Source organism: Sulfuritalea sp. (assembly GCF_017302275.1).
In the GTDB taxonomy this organism is placed as follows: Bacteria; Pseudomonadota; Gammaproteobacteria; order Burkholderiales; family Rhodocyclaceae; genus Sulfuritalea.
The window spans coordinates 39,999-60,426 of record NZ_JAFLDR010000021.1 but is presented as its reverse complement, the minus strand read 5'-3'; the positions used below and the strand labels follow the sequence as shown (position 1 = coordinate 60,426).

General features: G+C 63.8%; 19 protein-coding genes. 3 read left to right on the top strand and 16 right to left on the bottom strand.

The window, feature by feature from the left end; translation table 11 throughout:
• Positions 1 to 39 precede the first annotated feature (39 nt).
• A complete protein-coding gene (locus tag J0M27_RS12850; protein WP_294992186.1) occupies positions 40 to 1,041 on the top strand; it encodes a lipid A deacylase LpxR family protein in 1,002 nt (333 codons plus the stop codon).
• A gap of 80 nt (positions 1,042 to 1,121) precedes the next feature.
• Here the strand turns inward: J0M27_RS12850 and J0M27_RS12845 are convergent, their stop codons facing one another.
• The 3 genes from J0M27_RS12845 to xth all read right to left on the bottom strand — a co-directional run bounded on the left by J0M27_RS12845 (position 1,122) and on the right by xth (position 2,809).
• Complete coding sequence (locus J0M27_RS12845) at positions 1,122 to 1,316, bottom strand: DUF2892 domain-containing protein (protein WP_294992183.1); 195 nt, start codon at positions 1,314 to 1,316, stop codon at positions 1,122 to 1,124.
• A gap of 69 nt (positions 1,317 to 1,385) precedes the next feature.
• Positions 1,386 to 1,994 carry a Crp/Fnr family transcriptional regulator gene (locus J0M27_RS12840; protein ID WP_294992210.1) on the bottom strand — a complete coding sequence of 203 codons (609 nt, stop codon included), beginning with the start codon at positions 1,992 to 1,994 and terminating at the stop codon, positions 1,386 to 1,388.
• Positions 1,995 to 2,035: 41 nt separating this feature from the next.
• Positions 2,036 to 2,809: an exodeoxyribonuclease III gene (gene xth / locus J0M27_RS12835; protein WP_294992180.1), complete on the bottom strand. Its 774-nt coding sequence runs from the start codon at positions 2,807 to 2,809 to the stop codon at positions 2,036 to 2,038.
• A 250-nt stretch (positions 2,810 to 3,059) separates the two neighbouring features.
• On the opposite strand from xth, the gene J0M27_RS12830 reads away from it, so the two are divergent.
• Positions 3,060 to 3,428, top strand: a complete 369-nt coding sequence (locus J0M27_RS12830; protein ID WP_294992177.1) for a PilZ domain-containing protein — start codon at positions 3,060 to 3,062, stop codon at positions 3,426 to 3,428.
• 73 nt (positions 3,429 to 3,501) lie between these two features.
• Here the strand turns inward: J0M27_RS12830 and J0M27_RS12825 are convergent, their stop codons facing one another.
• The 11 genes from J0M27_RS12825 to J0M27_RS12775 all read right to left on the bottom strand — a co-directional run bounded on the left by J0M27_RS12825 (position 3,502) and on the right by J0M27_RS12775 (position 17,075).
• Positions 3,502 to 5,559 carry a M3 family metallopeptidase gene (locus J0M27_RS12825; RefSeq protein WP_294992174.1) on the bottom strand — a complete coding sequence of 686 codons (2,058 nt, stop codon included), beginning with the start codon at positions 5,557 to 5,559 and terminating at the stop codon, positions 3,502 to 3,504.
• A gap of 99 nt (positions 5,560 to 5,658) precedes the next feature.
• Positions 5,659 to 6,444, bottom strand: coding sequence for a DUF2189 domain-containing protein (locus J0M27_RS12820; protein ID WP_294992171.1), 786 nt, complete (start codon positions 6,442 to 6,444; stop codon positions 5,659 to 5,661).
• A gap of 22 nt (positions 6,445 to 6,466) precedes the next feature.
• Positions 6,467 to 7,375: a phosphoribosylaminoimidazolesuccinocarboxamide synthase gene (locus tag J0M27_RS12815; protein ID WP_294992168.1), complete on the bottom strand. Its 909-nt coding sequence runs from the start codon at positions 7,373 to 7,375 to the stop codon at positions 6,467 to 6,469.
• A 20-nt stretch (positions 7,376 to 7,395) separates the two neighbouring features.
• Positions 7,396 to 7,842, bottom strand: coding sequence for a phosphate-starvation-inducible PsiE family protein (locus J0M27_RS12810; protein ID WP_294992165.1), 447 nt, complete (start codon positions 7,840 to 7,842; stop codon positions 7,396 to 7,398).
• A gap of 66 nt (positions 7,843 to 7,908) precedes the next feature.
• The gene (fba, locus tag J0M27_RS12805; protein ID WP_294992163.1) at positions 7,909 to 8,973 is read right to left on the bottom strand and encodes a class II fructose-bisphosphate aldolase; all 1,065 of its coding nucleotides are present in this window, start codon (positions 8,971 to 8,973) and stop codon (positions 7,909 to 7,911) included.
• A gap of 47 nt (positions 8,974 to 9,020) precedes the next feature.
• On the bottom strand, positions 9,021 to 10,469 hold the full coding sequence (gene pyk / locus J0M27_RS12800) for a pyruvate kinase (protein ID WP_294992160.1): 1,449 nt from the start codon (positions 10,467 to 10,469) through the stop codon (positions 9,021 to 9,023).
• Positions 10,466 to 11,647, bottom strand: coding sequence for a phosphoglycerate kinase (locus tag J0M27_RS12795; RefSeq protein WP_294992158.1), 1,182 nt, complete (start codon positions 11,645 to 11,647; stop codon positions 10,466 to 10,468). The genes pyk and J0M27_RS12795 overlap by 4 nt, the downstream gene beginning before the upstream one ends.
• A 135-nt stretch (positions 11,648 to 11,782) precedes the next feature.
• The gene (gap, locus tag J0M27_RS12790) at positions 11,783 to 12,781 is read right to left on the bottom strand and encodes a type I glyceraldehyde-3-phosphate dehydrogenase (RefSeq protein WP_294992155.1); all 999 of its coding nucleotides are present in this window, start codon (positions 12,779 to 12,781) and stop codon (positions 11,783 to 11,785) included.
• A gap of 21 nt (positions 12,782 to 12,802) precedes the next feature.
• The gene (tkt, locus tag J0M27_RS12785) at positions 12,803 to 14,827 is read right to left on the bottom strand and encodes a transketolase (RefSeq protein ID WP_294992152.1); all 2,025 of its coding nucleotides are present in this window, start codon (positions 14,825 to 14,827) and stop codon (positions 12,803 to 12,805) included.
• Between the two features lie 112 nt (positions 14,828 to 14,939).
• Positions 14,940 to 15,812, bottom strand: a complete 873-nt coding sequence (locus tag J0M27_RS12780; protein WP_294992150.1) for a phosphoribulokinase — start codon at positions 15,810 to 15,812, stop codon at positions 14,940 to 14,942.
• Positions 15,813 to 15,983: 171 nt separating this feature from the next.
• Positions 15,984 to 17,075: a class 1 fructose-bisphosphatase gene (locus J0M27_RS12775; RefSeq protein ID WP_294992148.1), complete on the bottom strand. Its 1,092-nt coding sequence runs from the start codon at positions 17,073 to 17,075 to the stop codon at positions 15,984 to 15,986.
• A gap of 215 nt (positions 17,076 to 17,290) precedes the next feature.
• On the opposite strand from J0M27_RS12775, the gene J0M27_RS12770 reads away from it, so the two are divergent.
• The gene (locus tag J0M27_RS12770) at positions 17,291 to 17,704 is read left to right on the top strand and encodes a hypothetical protein (protein ID WP_294992145.1); all 414 of its coding nucleotides are present in this window, start codon (positions 17,291 to 17,293) and stop codon (positions 17,702 to 17,704) included.
• A 42-nt stretch (positions 17,705 to 17,746) separates the two neighbouring features.
• Here J0M27_RS12770 and J0M27_RS12765 read toward each other — a convergent pair whose 3' ends face one another.
• The gene (locus J0M27_RS12765; protein WP_294992143.1) at positions 17,747 to 18,043 is read right to left on the bottom strand and encodes a hypothetical protein; all 297 of its coding nucleotides are present in this window, start codon (positions 18,041 to 18,043) and stop codon (positions 17,747 to 17,749) included.
• A gap of 10 nt (positions 18,044 to 18,053) precedes the next feature.
• Positions 18,054 to 20,423, bottom strand: a complete 2,370-nt coding sequence (locus J0M27_RS12760; RefSeq protein ID WP_294992140.1) for a nitric oxide reductase activation protein NorD — start codon at positions 20,421 to 20,423, stop codon at positions 18,054 to 18,056.
• Between the last annotated feature and the right edge of the window lie 5 nt (positions 20,424 to 20,428).

Genomic DNA, 20,428 nt, shown 5'->3' with positions numbered 1-20,428 from the left:
GGGCCAACGACACTCCGCCACTCCGCCACTCGCCACCCGATGCTTCGCGCCATTGCCGTCATCGCGACTCTCGCCTCGCTCGCCATCGGCGCGGCCCAGGCGCGTCCGCCCGAGGGCAGCGAATTGCAGTTGTTCATCGAAAACGACCTGCTGGCGCGCACCGACCGCTACTACACCAACGGCATCAAGTTCGGCGGCGGCGCTTCCTTTGACCTGCTGCAGTTTCCGGCGAACGAAATCCTCGAGGCCATCGCGCCCAAGGCCAGCAGCGAAGTCCGCTTCGGCCTCTTCCTCGGCCAGAACCTATACACGCCGAGGGCGATCACGGTCAGCGCCGCGCAGCCATTCGACCGGCCATGGGCCGCCTGGCTCTACCTCGGCGGCGTGGCGCAGCGGGCCACGCAGAACCGCCTCGACACGGTTGAGATCGACCTCGGCGTGGTCGGCCCCGCCGCGCTGGGGCGGGAGATCCAGTCCGGCTGGCACAAGCTGATCGATTCGCCGAAACCCATGGGCTGGCACAACCAGATTCCGAACGAGCCGGCCTTCCTCGTCTCCTGGCTCGCCAAGGGCAAGCACAAGGTCGGCGACATGCATGGCCTGGACCTGGAACTGATTCCGCATGGCGGCGCCACAGTCGGCACCACCCTGACCCTGGCCCGCGCCGGCGGCATGCTGCGACTGGGCCGCAACATGACGGGCTTCGGCACCGACACCATCGAGCCCGGCGGCGCGATGCTGAAGAACATACGCCGCGACATCGAGCCGGCGCGCGCCCAGGGCATCGAGTGGTGGATTTTCGCCGGCCTCGACCATCGGGTCGTTGCCCACAACATCTTCCTCGACGGGACAGTGTTTCGGGACAGTCCCTCCGTGCAACGACGGCCGCACGTGTACGACCTCACCGCGGGCGTCAGCGTGCGCATCGATGCGCTGCGGTTCTCGCTGACGCGGGTGCGCCGCAGCGAGGAGTTCTTCACCGCCAACGGCAACGGCGGGCGCCAGACCTTTGATTCGATCAACCTGGGAATGGAGTTCTGACGGCCCCCGAGTTTGCTCCTCGCAAAAAGCGCAAAGCCCGCATCGCATTCAAGCGGTTGCGGGCTTTGTGCGATGACTCCTCAGGTCGACTTCTTCATCGAGCAGGTGCTGAAGCCGAGCAGGGGATACGCCGGGCACCAGCCGATGGCACCGGTGGCCAGGGGCACGATGCCGATCCAGGCCCACACCGGACCACCCATGGCGGCCCAGGCAACCAGTCCTAGACCCGCGCCAATACGCAATACACGATCGATTCCGCCGACGTTCAGTTTCATGGTTTTCTCCTTGAGGGGTTGTGCAACAGTGGGTGCATTAGACCCGTTCCCTAGGCGCCTGACTGTAACCTAAGTCACAGAGGCCAATTTGCGCAAACCCGCGGCGTCCAGCACCTCCACCTGCTCGCGGCCGAGGCGCACAAGCCCCTGCTCGGCGAATCCCTTCAGCAGGCGGCTGACCATCTCCCTCACGCTGCCCAGTTCGTCGGCCAGTTGCTGGTGCGTGGCATGCACCACCCGCCCCTTGCCCAGCAGCAGGGCGGCAAGGCGCTGGTCGAGCTTGCGGAAGGCGACCTCCTCGACCAGTTGCATCAGCTCCGCCATGCGCTCGGAGAACAGCGCAAAGACGAAATCGCGGAAGGCCGGTTCGCCCAGCATTTCGTCGAACAGCGGACGCGGCAGCAGGGCCAGCGTGGTCGGCCCCTCGCTGGTGCCGCGCGCGTTGTAGTCGGCGTGGCCGAGCAGGCAGCTCGAGGTAATGATGCAGCTTTCGCCGGCCAGCACGCGGTACAGCGGCAGTTCGCGGCCATTGCCGCTGATCTTGGCGACGCGGATCGAGCCTTCGAGGACGAAGGGAAAGCCGAGGCAGGGCTGGCGCTCGTCGAACACCACCGTGCCCGGTGCGATCGACAGCGGCTGCAGCGCTTCGCGGATGCGTTGCAGCAATCCCACCGGCAGTCGCGCCAGCACCGGGTAGAGCCCCAGCAGCGCGTCCGCGCTCACGGCGCGGCATCCAGCGTGGCAATCACGGGCGCGTGGTCGGACGGACGCTCCAGCTTGCGCGGCGCCTTGTCGATGCTGCAGGCGGTACACGCGGCGGCGAGCGGCACGGACAGCAGGATGTGGTCGATGCGCAGGCCGCGATTGAGGCGGAAACCCATCTGCCGGTAATCCCACCAAGAGTATAGCTTCGGCGGCTGCTCGAAGAGGCGGAAGGCGTCGGCCAGGCCGAGGTCGACGAAGCGCCGGAACGCGGCACGCTCGGGTTCGCTGCACAGGATCTGGTCCTTCCACGCCTCCGGATCATGCACGTCGCGATCGTCCGGCGCGATGTTGAAATCGCCGAGCAGGACCAGCTTCGGGAAGCGCTGCAGTTCGTCGCGCAAATGGTCGGCCAGCGCCGCCAGCCAGCGCAGCTTGTACCCGTACTTGTCGGCTCCGACGGCTTGGCCGTTGGGCATGTAGGCACAGACCACGCGGACGCCTTCGACCGTGGCGGCCAGCACGCGCTTCTGTTCGTCGGCGAAACCCGGGATGTCGCAAGCCACCTCGTCCAAGGCGGTGCGAGCGAGGATGGCGACGCCATTGTAGGTCTTCTGCCCGTTATGCACGGCGCGATAGCCGGCGGCCTCGAGCTCGCCATGGGGGAAGGCCTTTTCCTCCATCTTGGTTTCCTGCAGGCACAGCACGTCCGCCTGCGTCGTCGCCAGCCAGTCGAGTACATGGGGCAGGCGCACCTTGAGGGAATTCACGTTCCAGGTGGCGATCTTCATGCGCCGATGATACCTGAGCAAGGCCACCGTCTATAATCAAGACAGGGAGGCCGACCATTACGAAACGGGAGGTCGATCATGTTCGATTCGCCGATAGCACAATGCAGGATTTGCGGTCAGTACGTAGTGCTCGACCAGACGCAGGCGGAATGCGCGCGGGAACATGATTGCAGCACAAGTTCACCGTGCCCGTTGGAGGACTTTTTTACCGGAATCGACTTCAGCATCGAGCAGCCAAAGGAGAAACTTCGTGACAAAGGCTACTGAGCGCCGGAATTTCTGGCGCGCCGCGTTTCATTCCCCGGTGCGACTGACAACGGAGCGTGGTACTTTTTCGGCGCAACTACTGGACATTTCCCTGAAAGGCGCCCTGCTCGAGACCCATAGTGCCTGGCAGGGCAGCCCGGGCGAGGAATGCCGCCTTTCGCTGGAACTCGCGCCCGGCACGGTGATCGCCATGGATGCCGAGGTGATGCATGTCGAGGGGCGGCAACTTGGCCTGCGCTGCCGGACTATCGACGTGGATAGCATCACCCACCTGCGCCGCCTGGTGGAGCTCAACAGTGGCGACGCGGCGTTGCTCGACCGTGAATTCGCCGCCCTGATCCGGGCAGCCTAACCGCCGCGAAAGCATTGCCGACGGCAAGGCCGAGGGCGGTATTCCCTGCCAGCGGCGCTGCCGGAACGGCGATTCAGGTCGTAGCAACCATCCCGTTATGCCGCAGCAGGGCGTCCGGTTGCGGGTCGCGGCCGCGGAAGGCCCTGAAGGACTCCAGTGCCGGGCGCGAACCGCCGACGGACAGGATTTCGCGCCAGAAGCGTTCGCCGATCTGCTCATCGAGCGTGCTGCCGGAGGTCTTCGCGGCTTCCTCGAAGGCCTCGTAGGCGTCGGCCGAGAGGACTTCCGCCCACTTGTAGCTGTAATAGCCGGCCGCGTAGCCGCCACCGAAGATATGCGAAAAGCTTTGCGGGAAGCGGTTCCATTCGGGGGGCACCAGTACCGCGACTTCGCGGCGCACGTCGCCCAGCAGGTCGAGGAACCCGCGCCCGGCACCGGGCACGAACTCGCTGTGCAGCAGCAGGTCGAACAGGCCGAACTCGATCTGGCGCAGAATCTGCAGGCCGCTCTGGAAATTCTTCGCGGCGATCATCTTGTCATACAAGGCACGCGGCAGCGGGCTACCGGTGTCGACGTGGGCCGTCATGCCGGTGAGCACATCCCATTCCCAGCAGAAGTTCTCCATGAACTGGCTGGGCAGTTCCACGGCATCCCATTCGACACCGTGGATGCCCGATACCGGCAGTTCATCGACCTGGGTCAGCAGATGGTGCAGGCCGTGGCCGCACTCGTGGAACAGCGTAATGACATCGTCGTGACTGAAGGTGGCGGGCCGCGCCTGGCTACCCTCGCCGACCGGGGCCGGGAAGTTGCAGTTGAGGTAGGCCACCGGCGTCTGCACCCCGGCCTGGACGCGGCGACGGGTGATCGCCTCGTCCATCCACGCCCCGCCGCGCTTGGTTTCGCGAGCGTACAGGTCGAGGTAGAACTGGCCGATGAGCTTGCCCGCGCGCTCGATTCGGAAGAAGCGCACGGCCGGATGCCAGACCGGCGCGGTATCGGGCATGACGCGGACCGCGAACAGCGATTCGATGACCCGAAACAGTCCGGCCAGCACCTGGGGTTCGGGAAAGTACTGCTTCACTTCGTCATCGGAAAAGCTGTAGCGCTGCTGCTTGAGCTTTTCCGAGGCCCAGGCCAGGTCCCAACTTTCCAGCGTTTCCAGGCCCAGTTCCTGGCGGGCGAAATCGCGCAGCTCGGCGACGTCGCGGATCGCAAAAGGACGGGCCTTGGCGGCCATGTCGCGCTGGAAGGCAGCGACCTGGGCCGGTGTGTCGGCCATCTTGGTCGCCAGCGACACCTCGGCGAAACTGGCGTAACCGAGCATTTGCGCTTCTTCGTGGCGCAGGGCCAGCAGGCGCTCGATCAAGGGACCGTTGTCGCGTTCCGCGGGGCCGAACTCGGACGCGCGCGTCGCATAGGCCCGATACAGGCGCTCGCGCAGGCCGCGGTTGTCGCAGAACTGCAGGACCGGAAGGTAGGACGGTGCGTGCAGGGTAATCTTCCATCCCTGCCGCCCGTCTTTCTCCGCCGCCACTTTCGCCGCGACTTTCGCATCCTCGGGCAGGCCGGCAAGGTCGGCTTCGCTGTCTATCCACTCGGCATGTGCGTTGGTGGCATCGAGCACGTTCTCCGAAAACTTCGCACCCAGCGCCGACAGCTCTTCCTGGATTTCCTTGAAGCGCGGCTTCCTGTCCTCGGGCAGCTCGGCACCCGAGAGGCGGAAATCCCGCAATTCGTTATCGATGATGCGACGACGCGCCGGTGCGAGCGCGGGATATTCCGTCCCCGCCGCAAGTGCCTTGTACTTGGCGAACAGCGCAAGGTTCTGTCCGAGGTCGGCGTAGAAGCTGGAAACATCGGGCAAGAGCGCGTTGTACGCGTCGCGCCAGGGCGGTACGTCATTGACCGAGTGCAGGTGGCCGACGATGCCCCAGGCACGCGACAGGCGCTCGCCGGCATCCAGCATGGGCTGTACGAAGCCATCCCATGTCGCGGGAGTTTCCGCTGCGATCAGATGCTCGATCAGGTGGCGATTCTCGGCAACGAGCTGGCGAATCGCGGGCGCCACGTGGTCCGGGGTCACGGCGTCGAAACGCGGCAGTCCGGAGAAATCGAGCAATGGATTCATGTCGGTCCTGAGGTGGGGAATCGGAAGACAGGTTGGGGCGGTCCCCGGAAAACGCAAGAGCGCCCTTCGCGCGCCTCCCGGCGTTGCTGCCTTTGCAGCCTACTCGACCAGTTCCTTGTAGGCGTGGAAGCTGGCATGGCCGAGCCAGGGCATGATCACGATCAGTCCCAGAAGCGCAGTGGCGAATCCGATGCCGGTCAGCAGCATCAGCAGCGCAGCCCAGAAGGCCAGCGGCAAGGGATTCTCCGCCACCGCATTGAGACTGGTGGACAAGGCGGCCAGCAGGTCGCCGCGGCGATCGACCAGCATCGGCATCGATACCACGCTTAGCGCAAACACCACCGCCGCGAGCAAACCGCCGCTGCACATGTAGATGAAGAACATCAGGTAATGCCGCGGATTGACCAGGACCTCGATGATCATCGCCTGCGGTGCCAGCGCCGGGCCTTGGTAGAACAAGGCGACGATGACCACGGAAGCCACCTGCCAGGCGGTGCCGGCCAGGATCGAGAGCAGGCCAAAGCCGACCAGGGCCGAGGGATTGCGCCGCCAAGCCAGCATGGAATCCGTCAGCGCTGCAGGTTCGCCGGCCAGGTAGCGTCGGGAAAGTTCGTAAAGTCCCGCCGCGAGCATCGGCGCCACCAGCAGGAAGCCCGTTACGGCGGCGGCGAACAGATAGGGCAGGCTGGCGGTGACACCGAGTATCACGACTCCGGCCACCATGATCGCAATGCCGTAGAACAGGCTCGCCGCCGGCTGCCGCCAGAGATCCCGCCAACCGAGCCCCAGCCAGCGCAGGGGCGCGGCAAATCCGATCCGGCGCACAACCGGCAAGGACGTGCCACCGGAAGTCGGCGCTGGCGGCACGGCGAAGGAATCGCTCATCGGACCCGGGCCCAGGCCGCGATCACGTCGCCGCAATGCCCGTAAGGCGGGTCAGCGCCTCCAGGTAGTTGGCGGTGGTCTTGTCGATGATGTCCTGCGGCAGCTTGGGTCCGGGCGCCTTCTTGTTCCAGTCCAGGGTTTCCAGGTAGTCGCGCACGAACTGCTTGTCGAAGCTGGGCGGACTGATGCCGACCTTGTAGCGATCGGCCGGCCAGAAGCGCGAGGAATCCGGCGTCAGCACTTCGTCGATCAGGTGCAGGCGCCCCTCGTCGTCACGACCGAACTCGAACTTGGTGTCGGCGATGATGATGCCGCGCACGCGGGCGAAGGCCGCGGCCTCGCGATACAGGCGCAACGTGGTGTCGCGTACCGTCTTCGCCAGCTCCGCGCCGAGCATCCTTTCCACCGTCGCGTGGTCGATGTTCTCATCATGATCACCCATCTCGGCCTTGGTCGCCGGGGTGAAGATCGGCTCCGGCAACTGTTGCGCCATGCTTAGTCCGGCGGGCAGGGCGATGCCGCAAACCGAACCCGTGGCCTGGTAGTCCTTCCAGCCCGATCCGATCAGGTAACCGCGCGCCACCGCCTCGATCGGCAGGGGCTTGAGGCGCTTCACCACCAGGGACCGGCCGCGCACCTGGGCCTTCTCCTGCGCGTCGGCAACGACGGCTTCCGGATCGATGCCGGTCAGCTGGTTGGGGATGACATGGGCCAGCTTGCCGAACCAGAAATTCGCCACCGCCGTCAGCACCGCGCCCTTGCCGGGAATCGGATCGGGCAGGACCACGTCGAAGGCCGACAGCCGGTCGGTGGTGACGATCAGCAGCTTGTCGTCGCCCACCGCGTAGATGTCGCGCACCTTGCCGCGTCCAAGCAGCGGAAGGCTCTTGATGGTCGATTCGAACAGGGGGGGCGTGACGACAAGGGGCATGGCGGTGCTCTGGAAAAGATTTATTCGCGGACGTAGGCTTTGCCGGGTTCTTTTTCGGCGTCTTCGCGGTAAGGGTAGCGCACGTGGCCGTAGCGGATCACCAGCACGGCCACGGTGAGCAGGAAGATTGCGGCGGAGACCGCCAGCATGCGCAACTCGCTCATGTCCTTGATGTCGAGGATCAGGTAACGCGCCAGCGCCACCATGCCGATGTACAGCGGAAAGCGCACCGGCAACTGGCCGGACTTGAAGTACTGGCCGATCATCGCCAACACCTCGAGGTAAAGGAACATCAGCAGCAGGTCGGCCAGCGTCACGCGCCTGGCCTCGACCATGACCATCGCCTCCTGGTACATGGCGATCGTGGTGGCGATGGCGATCACCATCAGGCCGGCGTACTCGACGACATCGAGGCTGCCGCTGAAAACCTTGCGCAGGCGATCGAAAGCGTGGGACTTGATATCCATGGGAGACCAGATGAAAAAAGGCCGCCGGTTGTTCCGGCGGCCAGAAACTTTACTCCAAAACGCTTGTTACTTCACGATGGCGTTGAGCTCACCCTTCTTGTAGCGCTCGGCCATCTTCTCCAGCGAGACCGGCTTGATCTTCGCCGCCTGGCCGGCACAGCCGAAGGCCTCGTAGCGTGCCTTGCAGATTTCCTTCATGGCCTTGCGCGCCTCGGCCAGATACTTGCGCGGATCGAAGTTCTTGCGATCCTTGTTGAAGTACTGGCGAATCGATCCGGTCGATGCCATGCGCAGGTCGGTGTCTATGTTGATCTTGCGTACCCCGTTCTTGATGCCTTCGACGATTTCCTCGACCGGCACACCGTAGGTCGCACCCATGTCGCCGCCGTTCTCGTTGATGATCTTGAGCCAGTCCTGCGGCACCGACGACGATCCGTGCATCACCAGGTGGGTGTTGGGGATGCGTGCGTGGATTTCCTTGATGCGGTCGATGCGCAGCACGGCCCCGGTAGGCGGCCGGGTGAACTTGTAGGCGCCGTGGCTGGTACCGATGGCGATCGCCAGCGCGTCGACGCCGGTGGCCTTGACGAATTCGGCGGCTTCGTTGACATCGGTCAGCAGCTGGTCGTGCGACAGGACGCCCTCGGCACCGTGGCCGTCTTCCTTCTCTCCCATGCCGGATTCGAGCGAACCGAGGCAACCGAGCTCGCCTTCGACGGACACGCCGATGGCGTGGGCGATGTCCACCACGTGGCGGGTCACCTTGCTGTTGTACTCGAATGTCGCCGGGGTCTTGGCATCCTCCATCAGCGAACCATCCATCATCACGCTGGAGAAACCAGAGCGCATCGACTGGATGCAGATCGACGGGCTGGCACCGTGGTCCTGGTGCATCACGATCGGGATGTCGGGATGGGTCTCGATCGCCGCTTCGATCAGGTGACGCAGGTAGGGCTCGCCGGCGTATTTGCGGGCGCCGGCCGAGCCCTGCATGATCACAGGGCTGTTGGTTTCCTGGGCGGCTTCCATGATGGCCTGGATCTGTTCCAGGTTATTGACGTTGAAGGCTGGCAGGCCGTAGCCGTTTTCGGCGGCGTGGTCGAGCAGTTGGCGCATGGATACTAGGGGCATGGCAATCTCCTGGAAAAAATGGATTCGCTGTGACTGGTTTGCTGGGTTTAATGATTGGAACGGTGCTCGCCGACCTTGACGATTTTCATGGTGTTGGTGCCGCCTGACTTGCCGATGGGCTCGCCGATGGTCAGCACGATCAGGTCGCCGATCGCCACCGCCCCGGCGGCAATCAGCGCTTCCTCGGCATCAAAGAGTATCCGATCCCGATCGTGGCCGCTTTGCGGCAACATGAGCGGAAACACGCCCTTGAAAATGCTGACCTTGTAGCGCGTCCGCACTTCCTGGGTCAGGGCGTAAATCGGAATGCCGGTGTTGACCCGAGACATCCACAATGCGGTGGAACCCGACTCGGTCAGCGAAGCAATCGCCTTGACCTTGAGGTGATGCGCGGCGAACAGCGCGGCCATGGCGATCGACTGGTCGATGCGCGTGAATACGCGATTGAGGAAATGCGTGTCGAGCGGGAAATCGGACGACTTCTCGGCCTCGACGCAGATGCGCACCATGGCTTCCACAGCTGGTATCGGGTAGTCGCCGGTTGCCGTCTCCGCCGAGAGCATGACCGCATCGGTGCCGTCGAGCACCGCATTGGCGACGTCCGACACCTCGGCGCGGGTCGGCACCGGGCTGTGGATCATCGACTCCATCATCTGCGTCGCCGTGATCGAAAACTTGTTGAAGTCGCGCGCGGTGCGGATGATGCGTTTTTGCAGCGCGGGCACCGCGGCATCGCCGACCTCTACCGCGAGGTCGCCGCGCGCGACCATGACGCCATCGGTGGCCTCGAGGATGTTGTTCAGGTTCTCGATCGCCTCGACACGTTCGATCTTGGCCACCAGCAGCGCGTTCGATCCCGCCGCCTGCAGCAGAGCCCGCGCCAGGCGCATGTCGTCGCCCGACTTGGGGAATGACACCGCAACATAATCGATGCCGAGGCTGGCGGCGGTGCGGATGTCCTCCATGTCCTTGGCGGTCAGTGCCGGCGCCGTGAGTCCGCCGCCCTGCTTGTTGATGCCCTTGTTGTTCGACAGTTCGCCGTCGTGGCGGTTGCGGCACAGAATCTCCGTGCCGTGGATCCGCAACACGTCGAACACAGTGCGCCCGTCGTCGAGCAGCAGCACGTCGCCGGCCTGCACATCCTTGACCAGATCGGGATAGTCGAGGCCGACCCGCCCCTCGTCGCCCAGGGCGCAGGCGGCATCGAGGACGAAGTCCTGCCCGGCCTTGATCTGCACCGGACCGTCCGCGAACTTGCCGATGCGTATCTTGGGGCCCTGAAGGTCCGCCATGACGCCAACGGTCCGCCCGGCATCGTGTGCCGCGACACGCAGCGCTTCGACGCGCTGGCGATGATCATCGGCCGTGCCGTGGGAAAAGTTGATGCGAACCACATCCACCCCGGCAGCGACCAGCTCCTGCATGCGCTCGGGGCTGCTGGACGCGGGGCCCAGCGTGGCGACGATCTTGGTCGAGCGCTGGCGCGAAACGGTCATCCAGCCGCCCGCTGTTCGAGCATCTCCACGGCCGGCAGTTTCTTGCCTTCGAGGAACTCGAGGAATGCTCCGCCCGCGGTCGAAATGTAGGACACCTTGTCGTAGATGTCGTACTTCTGGATCGCCGCGATGGTGTCACCGCCGCCCGCCAGCGTGAAGGCCTTGGTCTTGGCGATGGCCATGGCGACCGCCCTGGTGCCCTCGCCGAACTGGTCGAATTCGAACACGCCGACCGGGCCGTTCCAGACCACGGTGCCGGCCTTCATGATGATGTCGACCAGTTCCTGCGCCGACTTCGGTCCGATGTCGAAAATCATGTCGTCATCGGCAACCGCACCTGCGTCCTTCGCCACCGCCGGCTCGGCGGCGTCGAATTTCTTGCCGCAGACCACGTCCACGGCGATCGGGATCGTCGCGCCGCGCGCCGTCATCTTCTTCATCAGCGCCTGGGCGGTGGGAACAAGATCGTCCTCGCACAGCGACTTGCCGACGTTTTTGCCGGAAGCCTTGAGGAATGTGTTGGCGATGCCGCCGCCGACCACCATCTGGTCGACCTTTTCCGACAGGGCCTCCAGTACGGTTAGCTTGGTGGACACCTTGGAGCCGCCGACGATGGCCACCATCGGCCGCGCCGGGGTCGCCAGCGCCTTGGTCAGCGCTTCGAGTTCCTCGGCCACCAGCAGGCCAGCGCAGGCGGCCGGAGCATACTGGGCGACACCGTAAGTGGAGGCTTCGGCACGATGCGCCGTACCGAAGGCATCCATGACGAAGAGGTCGCACAGCGCGGCGTATTTTCTCGCCGTGCCTTCGACATTCTTCTTCTCGCCCTTGTTGAAGCGGCAGTTTTCCAGCAGCACCAACTCGCCGGCCGCCACTTCGAATCCACCATCGACCCAGTCCCGGACCACGCGTACCGGCTTGCCCAGCTTGGCCGACATCACGTCGGCGACGGGTTTCAGCGAGTTTTCCTCGGCATACACGCCCTCTTCCGGGCGCCCGAGATGCGAGGTCACCATCACCCTGGCGCCGGCCTTGAGGCAGAGCTCGATGGTCGGCATCGATGCCGTGATGCGGGCATCCGAGGTGACCTTGCCGTCCTTGACCGGAACGTTGAGGTCGGCGCGGATGAAGACGCGCTTGCCCGCGAGGTCGAAATCAGTAAGGCGCTTGAACGTCATGACATGATCCTTGGAAGCAGTGACAATGGACCCCCTACCATTTCGAGCGAAGCGAGCGACCACAGGCCCCCGCCCCGGGGCGGGGGTTGGGGGTGGGGGGCAAAAAAGTGTGGGCGCCGCTAAGTTTCATGAAACTTAGCCGGCGACGTGCTCGACAAAACGCAGCATGTTGCAGGTGTAGCCGTACTCGTTGTCGTACCAGGCCACGACCTTGACGAAGGTGCCGTCAAGCGCGATGCCGGCTTCGGCGTCGAAGGTCGAAGGTGCCGTGTTGCCGACGAAGTCGGTGGAAACCACTTTCTCTTCGGTGTAGCCAAGCACACCCTTCATCTCGCCTTCCGACGCGGCCTTCATCGCGGCGCAGATGTCCTTGTAGGAGGCGTCCTTGTTCAGTTCCACGGTAAGGTCGACCACCGATACGTCGGAGGTGGGGACGCGGAAGGCCATGCCGGTGAGCTTCTTGTTGAGTTCCGGAATCACCACACCGACGGCCTTGGCGGCGCCGGTGGAGGACGGGATTATGTTCTCGAGGATGCCGCGGCCGCCGCGCCAGTCCTTGTTGGACGGGCCATCGACGGTTTTCTGGGTCGCGGTAGCGGCATGCACCGTGGTCATCAGGCCGCGCTTGATGCCCCATTTGTCGTTCAGCACCTTGGCGACGGGGGCCAGGCAGTTGGTGGTGCAGGATGCGGCGGAGACGATATTCTCGCCGGCATATTTCTTGTGGTTCACGCCATAGACGAACATCGGCGTGTCGTCCTTCGACGGCGCCGACTGCACGACCTTCCTGGCGCCGGCGTCGATGTGCTTCTGGCAGGTTTCCTTGGTCAGGAAGAAGCCGGTGCATTCGATGACGATGTCGACACCGATTTCGTTCCACTTCAGGTTGGCCGGATCTTTCTCAGCCGTTAGGCGGATTTTCTTGCCGTTCACCACCAGCGTATTGCCCTCGACGGCAATGTCGCCCTTGAAGTTGCCGTGCACCGAGTCGTACCTGAGCATGTAGGCAAGATAGTCGGGCTCAAGCAGGTCATTGATGCCGACGACTTCGATCCCGGGGAAATCCTTGGCGATGGCGCGAAATGCCATGCGGCCGATACGACCGAAACCGTTGATGCCAACTTTGATAGCCATGTGAATATCTCCTGGTTGCGTTTAAATGAATTGCTCGACGGTCTTCACGAGGTTCGCCACGGTGAAGCCGAATTCCTTGAACAAGGCCCCGGCCGGAGCCGACTCGCCATAACGGTTCAGACCAATGACCGCACCCTGGCCGCCATCCGCTGCGCCGACATACTTGTGCCAGCCGTCGCTGACGCCGGCTTCGATGGCGACGCGCGGCACGCCTTTGGGCAGCACGGACTCGCGGTAAGCGGCGTCCTGGCGATCGAAAGCGTTGGTGCAGGGCATCGACACCACGCGCACCGGAATCTCGGCTTCCATCGCCGCCTGCGCCTTGAGGGCAAGATCGACCTCGGATCCGGTGGCGATGATGACCGCCTTGGGCTTGCCGTTCTTCGCCTCGGAAATGACGTAGCCGCCCTTCGCAATATTGGCAAGCGCCGCCGCGTCGCGCGGCACGAAGGGCAGGTTCTGCCGCGACAGGCACAGCGAGGTCGGGCCGGTGAACTTCTCCACGGCCGAGGTCCACGCCACCATGGTTTCCACCGTGTCACAGGGACGCCATACGTCCATGTTCGGAATCATGCGCAGTGTGGCGGTCTGCTCGACCGGCTGGTGGGTCGGTCCGTCTTCGCCGAGGCCGATCGAATCATGGGTGAACACGAATATCACGCGCTGCTTCATCAGTGCGGCCATGCGCAGGGCGTTGCGGGCGTATTCGGAGAACATCAGGAAAGTGCCGCCGAAGGGCAGGACGCCGCCATGAAGCGCCATGCCGTTCATGATCGCCGCCATGCCGAACTCGCGCACGCCGTAGGAAATGTAGTTGCCCGTGCTCTTGCCTGAAACGTGCTTGCAACCCGACCAGTTGGTCAGGTTGGAGCCGGTCAGGTCGGCAGAACCGCCGAGGAACTCGGGCAGGGCCGGCGCGAGGGCGTTGATGGCGATCTGCGAAGCCTTGCGCGTGGCGACGGTCTCGGCCTTGGCGTTGACTGCCTCGACGGCCTTCCTTGCGTGCTCGGCCCAGTTGGCCGGCAGTTCGTTGGCCATGCGACGCTTGAACTCGGCACCCTCTGCCGGGAAGGCCTGGGCATAGGCGGCGAACTTCCGCTGCCAACCGGACTCGAGTTCCGCGCCCTTCTTTTTTGCATCCCAGCCGGCATACACCTCTTGCGGAATCTCGAAGGGGCCGTGCGACCAGCCGATATGCGCGCGCGCGGCGGCGATTTCGGCGTCGCCCAGCGGCGCTCCATGCACGTCATGGGTGCCCTGCTTGTTCGGCGCGCCCATGCCGATCACCGTCTTGCAGCAGATCAGCGTCGGCCGCGGATCGCCCTTGGCTTCGCGAATCGCGGCATCGACGGCGGCCGGGTTGTGCCCATCGACGTTGCGGATCACCTGCCAGCCATAGGCGTGGAAGCGCTCCGGGGTATTGTCGGTGAACCAGCCTTCGACGTGGCCGTCGATGGAGATCCCGTTGTCGTCCCAGAAGGCGGTCAGCTTGCCCAGGCCCCAGGTGCCGGCCAGCGAACAGGCTTCGTGCGAGATGCCTTCCATCAGGCAGCCATCGCCGAGGAAGACATAGGTACGGTGATCGACGATCTCGTGGCCGGGACGGTTGAATTCCGCGGCGAGCAGCTTTTCGGCCATGGCCATGCCGACGGCGTTGGTGATGCCCTGGCCGAGCGGACCGGTAGTGGTCTCGACGCCGGCGGTGTAGCCGTACTCCGGGTGGCCCGGCGTCTTGCTGTGCAACTGGCGGAAGTTCTTCAGGTCGTCGATCGAAAGATCGTAACCCGTGAGGTGCAACAGGGCATAGATCAGCATCGAGCCGTGGCCGTTGGACAGCACGAAGCGGTCGCGGTCGGCCCACTTGGGATTGGCCGGATTGTGGCGCAGGTGGCGGTTCCACAGTACCTCGGCGATTTCGGCCATGCCCATCGGCGCGCCCGGATGGCCGGAATTGGCCTTTTGCACCCCGTCCATGGCAAGGGCACGAATGGCGTTGGAAAGATTGGAGCCCACGGAGGCGGGTGCAACGGAGGACAGATTGGTCATGGCGGCTCTGATTTGAAGGGACGGAACGGGTTCCGTCCGGGTAGCCCGGTATTATCGGCGAAACCGGGCGAATCGCGCTAGCAGGCTAGCCAGGTACTTGATTCGCTTGGGGTCAGGCCCGTTTGCGGTTTTCCATCATGCGCAGGATCAGCGGCGTGAAGATCAACTGCATGGCCAGCTCCATCTTCCCGCCCGGCACCACGATGACGTTCGGCCGCGACATGAAGGAATCGTGGATCATCGACAGCAGATAGGGAAAGTCGATGCCCTTGGGATTGGCGAAGCGGATCACGACGAAACTCTCGTCCGCCGTCGGGATGTCGCGGGCGATGAACGGGTTCGAGGTATCGACCGTCGGCACGCGCTGGAAATTGATGTGGGTGCGCGAGAACTGCGGCGTGATGTAGTTGATGTAGTCCGGCATGCGGCGCAGGATGGTATCCACCACCGCTTCGGTCGAATAGCCGCGCGCCGACTTGTCGCGGATCAGCTTCTGGATCCATTCCAGGTTGACGGTCGGCACCACGCCGACCAGCAGGTCGGCGTGCTGCGCGACATTCACCTTGTCGGTGACGACCGCGCCGTGCAGGCCTTCGTAGAACATCAGATCGGTTCCGGCCGGGATGTCTTCCCAGGGCGTGAACTCGCCCGACTGCTGGCCGTAGGGCGCCGCCTCGTCGGCATTGTGCAGATACTTCCTGAGCTTGCCCTTGCCGGTCTCGCCGTAGGTCTTGAACAGGTCGGACAGTTCCTCGAGCAGGTTGGCTTCGGGACCGAAGTGGCTGAAGTGGTTGTTGCCCGCGAGCCGCGCCTCTTCCGCCGCGGCTTTCATCGCCTTGCGGTCGTAGCGGTGGAAGGAATCGCCTTCGACGATGGCCGCCTTCAGCTTTTCGCGGCGGAAAACCAGGTCGAAGGACTTGGTGACCGTGGATGTGCCGGCACCGGAAGATCCGGTGATGGCGACGACGGGATGCTTGACCGACATGGTGGTCTCCTGGCTTAACGTGAAATAACTCGTTCGAAGCGACTGATGACAGTCGAGCGAAGCGAGCTGATCAGTAGCCCCCCGTGAGGGGGGATGGGGGGGCGGGCCTTCAATTCGCCTTTAACGTGTTTCATCATCGGCGGGTGAAATCACTGTCATGAAAGTTAGCGTTTATTGGGTCCGGAACAGCGAACGGGTAGAAAACAAGGGCGAATTGAACGTATCCGGTTCCTTGCCGCTGGCATACTCGGCATGGTAGCCGGCGACGCGCTCCACTTCGTTCTTCGAACCGAAGATCAGCGGCACCCGCTGGTGAAGCTCCGTCGGCGACATCTCCATCACGCGCTCACGTCCGGTGGTCGATTTGCCGCCCGCCTGCTCGATGATGAAGGAGATCGGATTGGCCTCGTAGAGCAGCCGCAAGCGGCCCGGCTTGGTGGCGTCCTTGCTGTCCTTCGGGTACATGAAGATGCCGCCGCGGGTCAGGATGCGGAAGGCTTCGGCGACCAGCGAGGCAACCCAGCGCATGTTGAAATCCCTGCCGCGCGGACCCGTCTGGCCGGCCAGGCACTCGGTGACATAGCGCTGCACCGGCGGCTCCCAGAAGCGCGAGTTGGAGGAATTGATGGCGAACTCGTGGGTATCGTCGGGAATCCTCATCTGCGGATGCGTCAGGATGAAGGCACCGATGTCGCGATCCAGGGTAAAGCCGTCGACGCCGTCGCCGGTGGTCAGCACCAGCATGGTCGACGGCCCGTAGAGCGCAAGGCCCGCGCAGACCTGCTGCGTGCCGGGCTGCAGGAAGTCCTCGAGCGTGGCGTCCTTGCCTGGGTTCGGCGCGCGCAGGATCGAGAAGATGGTTCCCACCGTCAGGTTGACGTCGATGTTGGAACTGCCGTCCAGCGGATCGAAGACCAGCAGGTACTTGCCGCGCCGGCAATGGGTGGGAAGCACATACACGTCTTCCATTTCCTCCGAGGCCATGCCGGAAAGGTTGCCGGACCACTCGTTTTCCTGGAGCATGACGTCGTTGCTCATGACGTCAAGCTTCTTCTGGACCTCGCCCTGAACATTGACCGACGCCGAATCGGTGCCGGCATTGCCCAACGCACCGATCAGCGCACCCTTGTTCACCTGGTTGGAGATGATCTTGATCGCCGTCGCCAGCGAGTTGAGCAGGCTGGAAAACTCGCCCGAAACGCCAGGGTGCCGGTGTTCCTGCTCGATGGTGTAACGCGTCAGCGTCTTGCGTCCGAAGTGCATGGATCCTGCTCCCTGATTTATGCCGGATCATCCGCCGCGAATAGTCCGCCCGGATGACCCCGTTGGCCTGACGGACAATGTAATCGGATCAACCTATAAGTACCATTCACTTTTTCTTATTTCATCGATAAGGTGGCTCTTTGCCGTCCCGCCAGCGCCGACTCTTGCAGTATCGGCGGTTGCGTATGGTGGCAATATATTGTTTCAGGAACACCATGGAGATCATCGTCTATCGCAACCCGCCGCTCGCCAGCGAGCAGCGCGCCCTGCCCGCGGAACACTACAACCTCGCGCGCGGCTTGCAGGCGCGCAGCCCGCGCGGCGTCGCCTTCGTCCCCATACGCAGCATGCAGATGCTGGGGATCCTCGACGCCGAGGAGTTCGTCTTCCTCGATGCCCATGAGAAGCAGCTGGCGGTACTCGCCTGGCGCGGCTTCCGGCCGCAGCAACGGACAGGGCTCGACCAGCCCGTCGCCTACGAAGCCTTGTACTACCGGGAGGACGCGCGCGAACTCATGGCGAGGCTGCAACCGGAACTGTTCAAGGCCATGCAGGGACTGGCGGCCAGGGACCGCGTCGCCGGCCCGGCGCGGGTGCTGTTCTTCGAACGCAAGGAAAGGACCGGCTAGACCCCGGTGCAGATTCTCATTCGGGTGCCGGCCGCAAGGCGATCACTCGTCTTCGCCGAGTTCCGGGTCCCAGCCCTTGGCGCGTGCCGTCCGGATCGCCTGATCGTAGAGTTCGCCGTGGCGCTTGAGCAGATCCGGCGGCAGGCGGCTGGGCAGGTTGGCGTACTTGTCCCATTCGGTCTGTACCTGTTCCATCAGGGCCTGCATACGGCCACCGCTCCAGCCCGTGCAGTCCTCGGTTTCGGGGATCAGGCGAAACAGCCAGCCGTCGAGCACGATGCGGCCCAGTTGTGTGAGTCCGTGCTTGTCATTGTTGAGGCCGGGGTAAGCATCATTCATGGCGTCTCTCCTATCGCGTCAGACCAGCATATAGGAGAGGCAGCTTCTCCGGCAGGCGCTGCACATGATCCACCACCATGTAATTCTTCTGGCCGAAAATCCGCGAGACGTAGTTGTCCGCGCGCGGGTCCAGGCTCATGCAGTAAGTGGTGACGCCGAACTTCGCCACTTCTTCCACCGCCTTCTTGGTGTCGTAACGCAGGTATTGCGGATCGCGCACATCCACGTCGGCCGGCTCGCCATCGGTGATAACGATCAGCAACTTCTTGGCAGAGCGCTGCAGGTGCAGGTGGTGGCCGGCATGCCGGATCGCCGCGCCCATCCGGGTGGACAACTGTCCCGTCATGCCGGCGAGTTTGGCCTTGGGTACTTCATCCCAGTGCTGGTCGAAGTCCTTGAAGCGGTAGTACTCGACATCGTGGCGGCCGTCCGAGCAGAAGCCATGGATGGCGAACGGGTCGCCGACCTTGTTGATCGCGTCGGCCAGCAGCACGCAGGCCTGCTGGGTGAGTTCGCGCACCGAGTATTCCTGGTCCTGCACTTTTTCATTGGTCGATTCCGACAGGTCGAGCAGCACCAGGATCGAGAAGTCGCGCGTCTTGCGCACGCTGCGCATCATGATGCGCGGGTTGGGCTGGTTGCCGAGCCGGATGTCGGTGAGGCTGGCAATCGCCGCATTGATGTCGATCTCGTCGCCGTCCTCGAGCCGGCGGATGCGCTGCACGCCCTGCGGCTGCATGGCGTCGAGCAGGAACTTCATGCGATGGATCTCGCGCTTGTACTGCGCGGTGATGGCCTCGATGATCTGCAGGTCGCCCGACTTGGCACGCTTTTCCAGCACGGTGGCCCAGGCCGGACGTTCGAGCTGGATCTGGTAGTCCCATTCCGAATAATGGAAGGGGTCGGAGACCGGTTCCTTGCCTTCCAGCTCGTTGAAGCTCTTGCCGCCACCGGGGTATTGGTCACCGATGTTTTCATAGGGGAAGAGCTCGGTGCCGAGCACCCAGATTTCCTCGGCATCGTCGCCGGCCGTCTCGACGTCGATCTCGTTGGCCATCTCCATCACGTTGACGTACTTGCGCACCTGCTTGACGGTCTCGTAGCCGGCGCCGGCGGCCTTGTCGAAGTCGAATTCCTCGAACTCCCAGAAGTAGCGGTTGTCGTCGCGATAGGGGGCGGTGAGCAGATCGGTACGCGGATTGAACGGAATCCGTTTCTGGCCGAAGCTGTGGGCGAGCTGGACGCCGATTTCCCAGGAGGTCTGGTTGCTGTCGAGCCTATCCTGCGTCTGCGCCAGCGCGAACAGCGCACGGGCCTCGGCGATCCACTGATCGTCGTCCTGATAACCGTCGTCGAGCAGGGCGCGGGCCAGACGATTCAAATAATCGCCCATGCTGTCCTTCATCCCGGGCGTGGCCGTGTGCAGCTTGCTCCAGAGTTGCTTGAGGCCGGGAAAGCGCCGGATGGACAGGGTTTCCACCCGCGCATCCTCGATCACGCTGATCACCGCCATCTGCATGGGATTCAGTGCCTCGGCGGAAATCGGCAGCTTCGTTTCGACCACGTGCGCGGCGCAATGCGCGGCCGTGGCGCGATACAGCTCGAGGCCGGATACCGGCTCGCGGCCTTCCGGCGTGAAATCGTCGAAGGCATCCGGCACGTGCAGCAGGTAGTCCTCGATGTAAGGGCGGTAGCCTTCGCGACTTTCGAAGTCGCCCGACGTGGGGCGCATGAAGAAGTCGCGAGCCCACAAGGCGCGCAGGTACATGTTGATGCGGCGCTGCACGTCGACCAGCAAGGTGCCCTTGCGTTCCTTCTGCAGCATCGCCAGCGACTCTTTGGAATCTAGGCTGAAATACCTGATCTGCTCCTCGTAGTTGGTGCGGTGGGCATGGGCGCCCCACAGCGCCCAGCGGCGCAGGCCGCCGAGGGTGAGGTGCTGGAACAGCACTTCAATCTTGTCCAGCATCGGCCGCACGCCGCGCGGCGCCTGCGCGATCAGGGTGTTGATGAAGCGCAGGTACTTGACGAAAAGTTCGGCATCGCCCAGCCGGTTGGCGGCCGTGGCCGAGGTGGCTAGCAGCAGCTCGATCACCGTTCCCGAGGTACGCGAGGCCAGTTCGAGGGAAGCGGTGGCCAGGTCGCCGACGACATCCTCACCGACCTCCTTGGCGACCATCGGCGCCTCCTCGATCCAGGTTTCCACCAGCGAATCGCCCTTGCCGAGTCCGCGAATGGCGGCCGCACCCTTCAGGTAGTTGTCCAGGCCGCGCGGCGAGAACACCTTGGTCGCTTCGTGCCAGTTGGCGCGCAACGCCTCCTGGCTGTGCGGCGACAGGTCTTCCAGAAGCTCGGCGTAGTCGGCGAGGTTGAAGGACATGGCAG

Excerpts from the sequence above, each read along its gene's own strand:
- J0M27_RS12850 (WP_294992186.1), top strand. The coding sequence starts at position 40 with ATGCTTCGCGCCATTGCCGTCATCGCGACTCTCGCCTCGCTCGCCATC.
- J0M27_RS12845 (WP_294992183.1), bottom strand. The coding sequence starts at position 1,316 with ATGAAACTGAACGTCGGCGGAATCGATCGTGTATTGCGTATTGGCGCG.
- xth (WP_294992180.1), bottom strand. The coding sequence starts at position 2,809 with ATGAAGATCGCCACCTGGAACGTGAATTCCCTCAAGGTGCGCCTGCCC.
- J0M27_RS12825 (WP_294992174.1), bottom strand. The coding sequence starts at position 5,559 with ATGAATCCATTGCTCGATTTCTCCGGACTGCCGCGTTTCGACGCCGTG.
- J0M27_RS12820 (WP_294992171.1), bottom strand. The coding sequence starts at position 6,444 with ATGAGCGATTCCTTCGCCGTGCCGCCAGCGCCGACTTCCGGTGGCACG.
- J0M27_RS12815 (WP_294992168.1), bottom strand. The coding sequence starts at position 7,375 with ATGCCCCTTGTCGTCACGCCCCCCCTGTTCGAATCGACCATCAAGAGC.
- J0M27_RS12810 (WP_294992165.1), bottom strand. The coding sequence starts at position 7,842 with ATGGATATCAAGTCCCACGCTTTCGATCGCCTGCGCAAGGTTTTCAGC.
- fba (WP_294992163.1), bottom strand. The coding sequence starts at position 8,973 with ATGCCCCTAGTATCCATGCGCCAACTGCTCGACCACGCCGCCGAAAAC.
- pyk (WP_294992160.1), bottom strand. The coding sequence starts at position 10,469 with ATGACCGTTTCGCGCCAGCGCTCGACCAAGATCGTCGCCACGCTGGGC.
- J0M27_RS12795 (WP_294992158.1), bottom strand. The coding sequence starts at position 11,647 with ATGACGTTCAAGCGCCTTACTGATTTCGACCTCGCGGGCAAGCGCGTC.
- gap (WP_294992155.1), bottom strand. The coding sequence starts at position 12,781 with ATGGCTATCAAAGTTGGCATCAACGGTTTCGGTCGTATCGGCCGCATG.
- tkt (WP_294992152.1), bottom strand. The coding sequence starts at position 14,827 with ATGACCAATCTGTCCTCCGTTGCACCCGCCTCCGTGGGCTCCAATCTT.
- J0M27_RS12780 (WP_294992150.1), bottom strand. The coding sequence starts at position 15,812 with ATGTCGGTCAAGCATCCCGTCGTCGCCATCACCGGATCTTCCGGTGCC.
- J0M27_RS12775 (WP_294992148.1), bottom strand. The coding sequence starts at position 17,075 with ATGCACTTCGGACGCAAGACGCTGACGCGTTACACCATCGAGCAGGAA.
- J0M27_RS12770 (WP_294992145.1), top strand. The coding sequence starts at position 17,291 with ATGGAGATCATCGTCTATCGCAACCCGCCGCTCGCCAGCGAGCAGCGC.
- J0M27_RS12765 (WP_294992143.1), bottom strand. The coding sequence starts at position 18,043 with ATGAATGATGCTTACCCCGGCCTCAACAATGACAAGCACGGACTCACA.
- J0M27_RS12760 (WP_294992140.1), bottom strand. The coding sequence starts at position 20,423 with ATGTCCTTCAACCTCGCCGACTACGCCGAGCTTCTGGAAGACCTGTCG.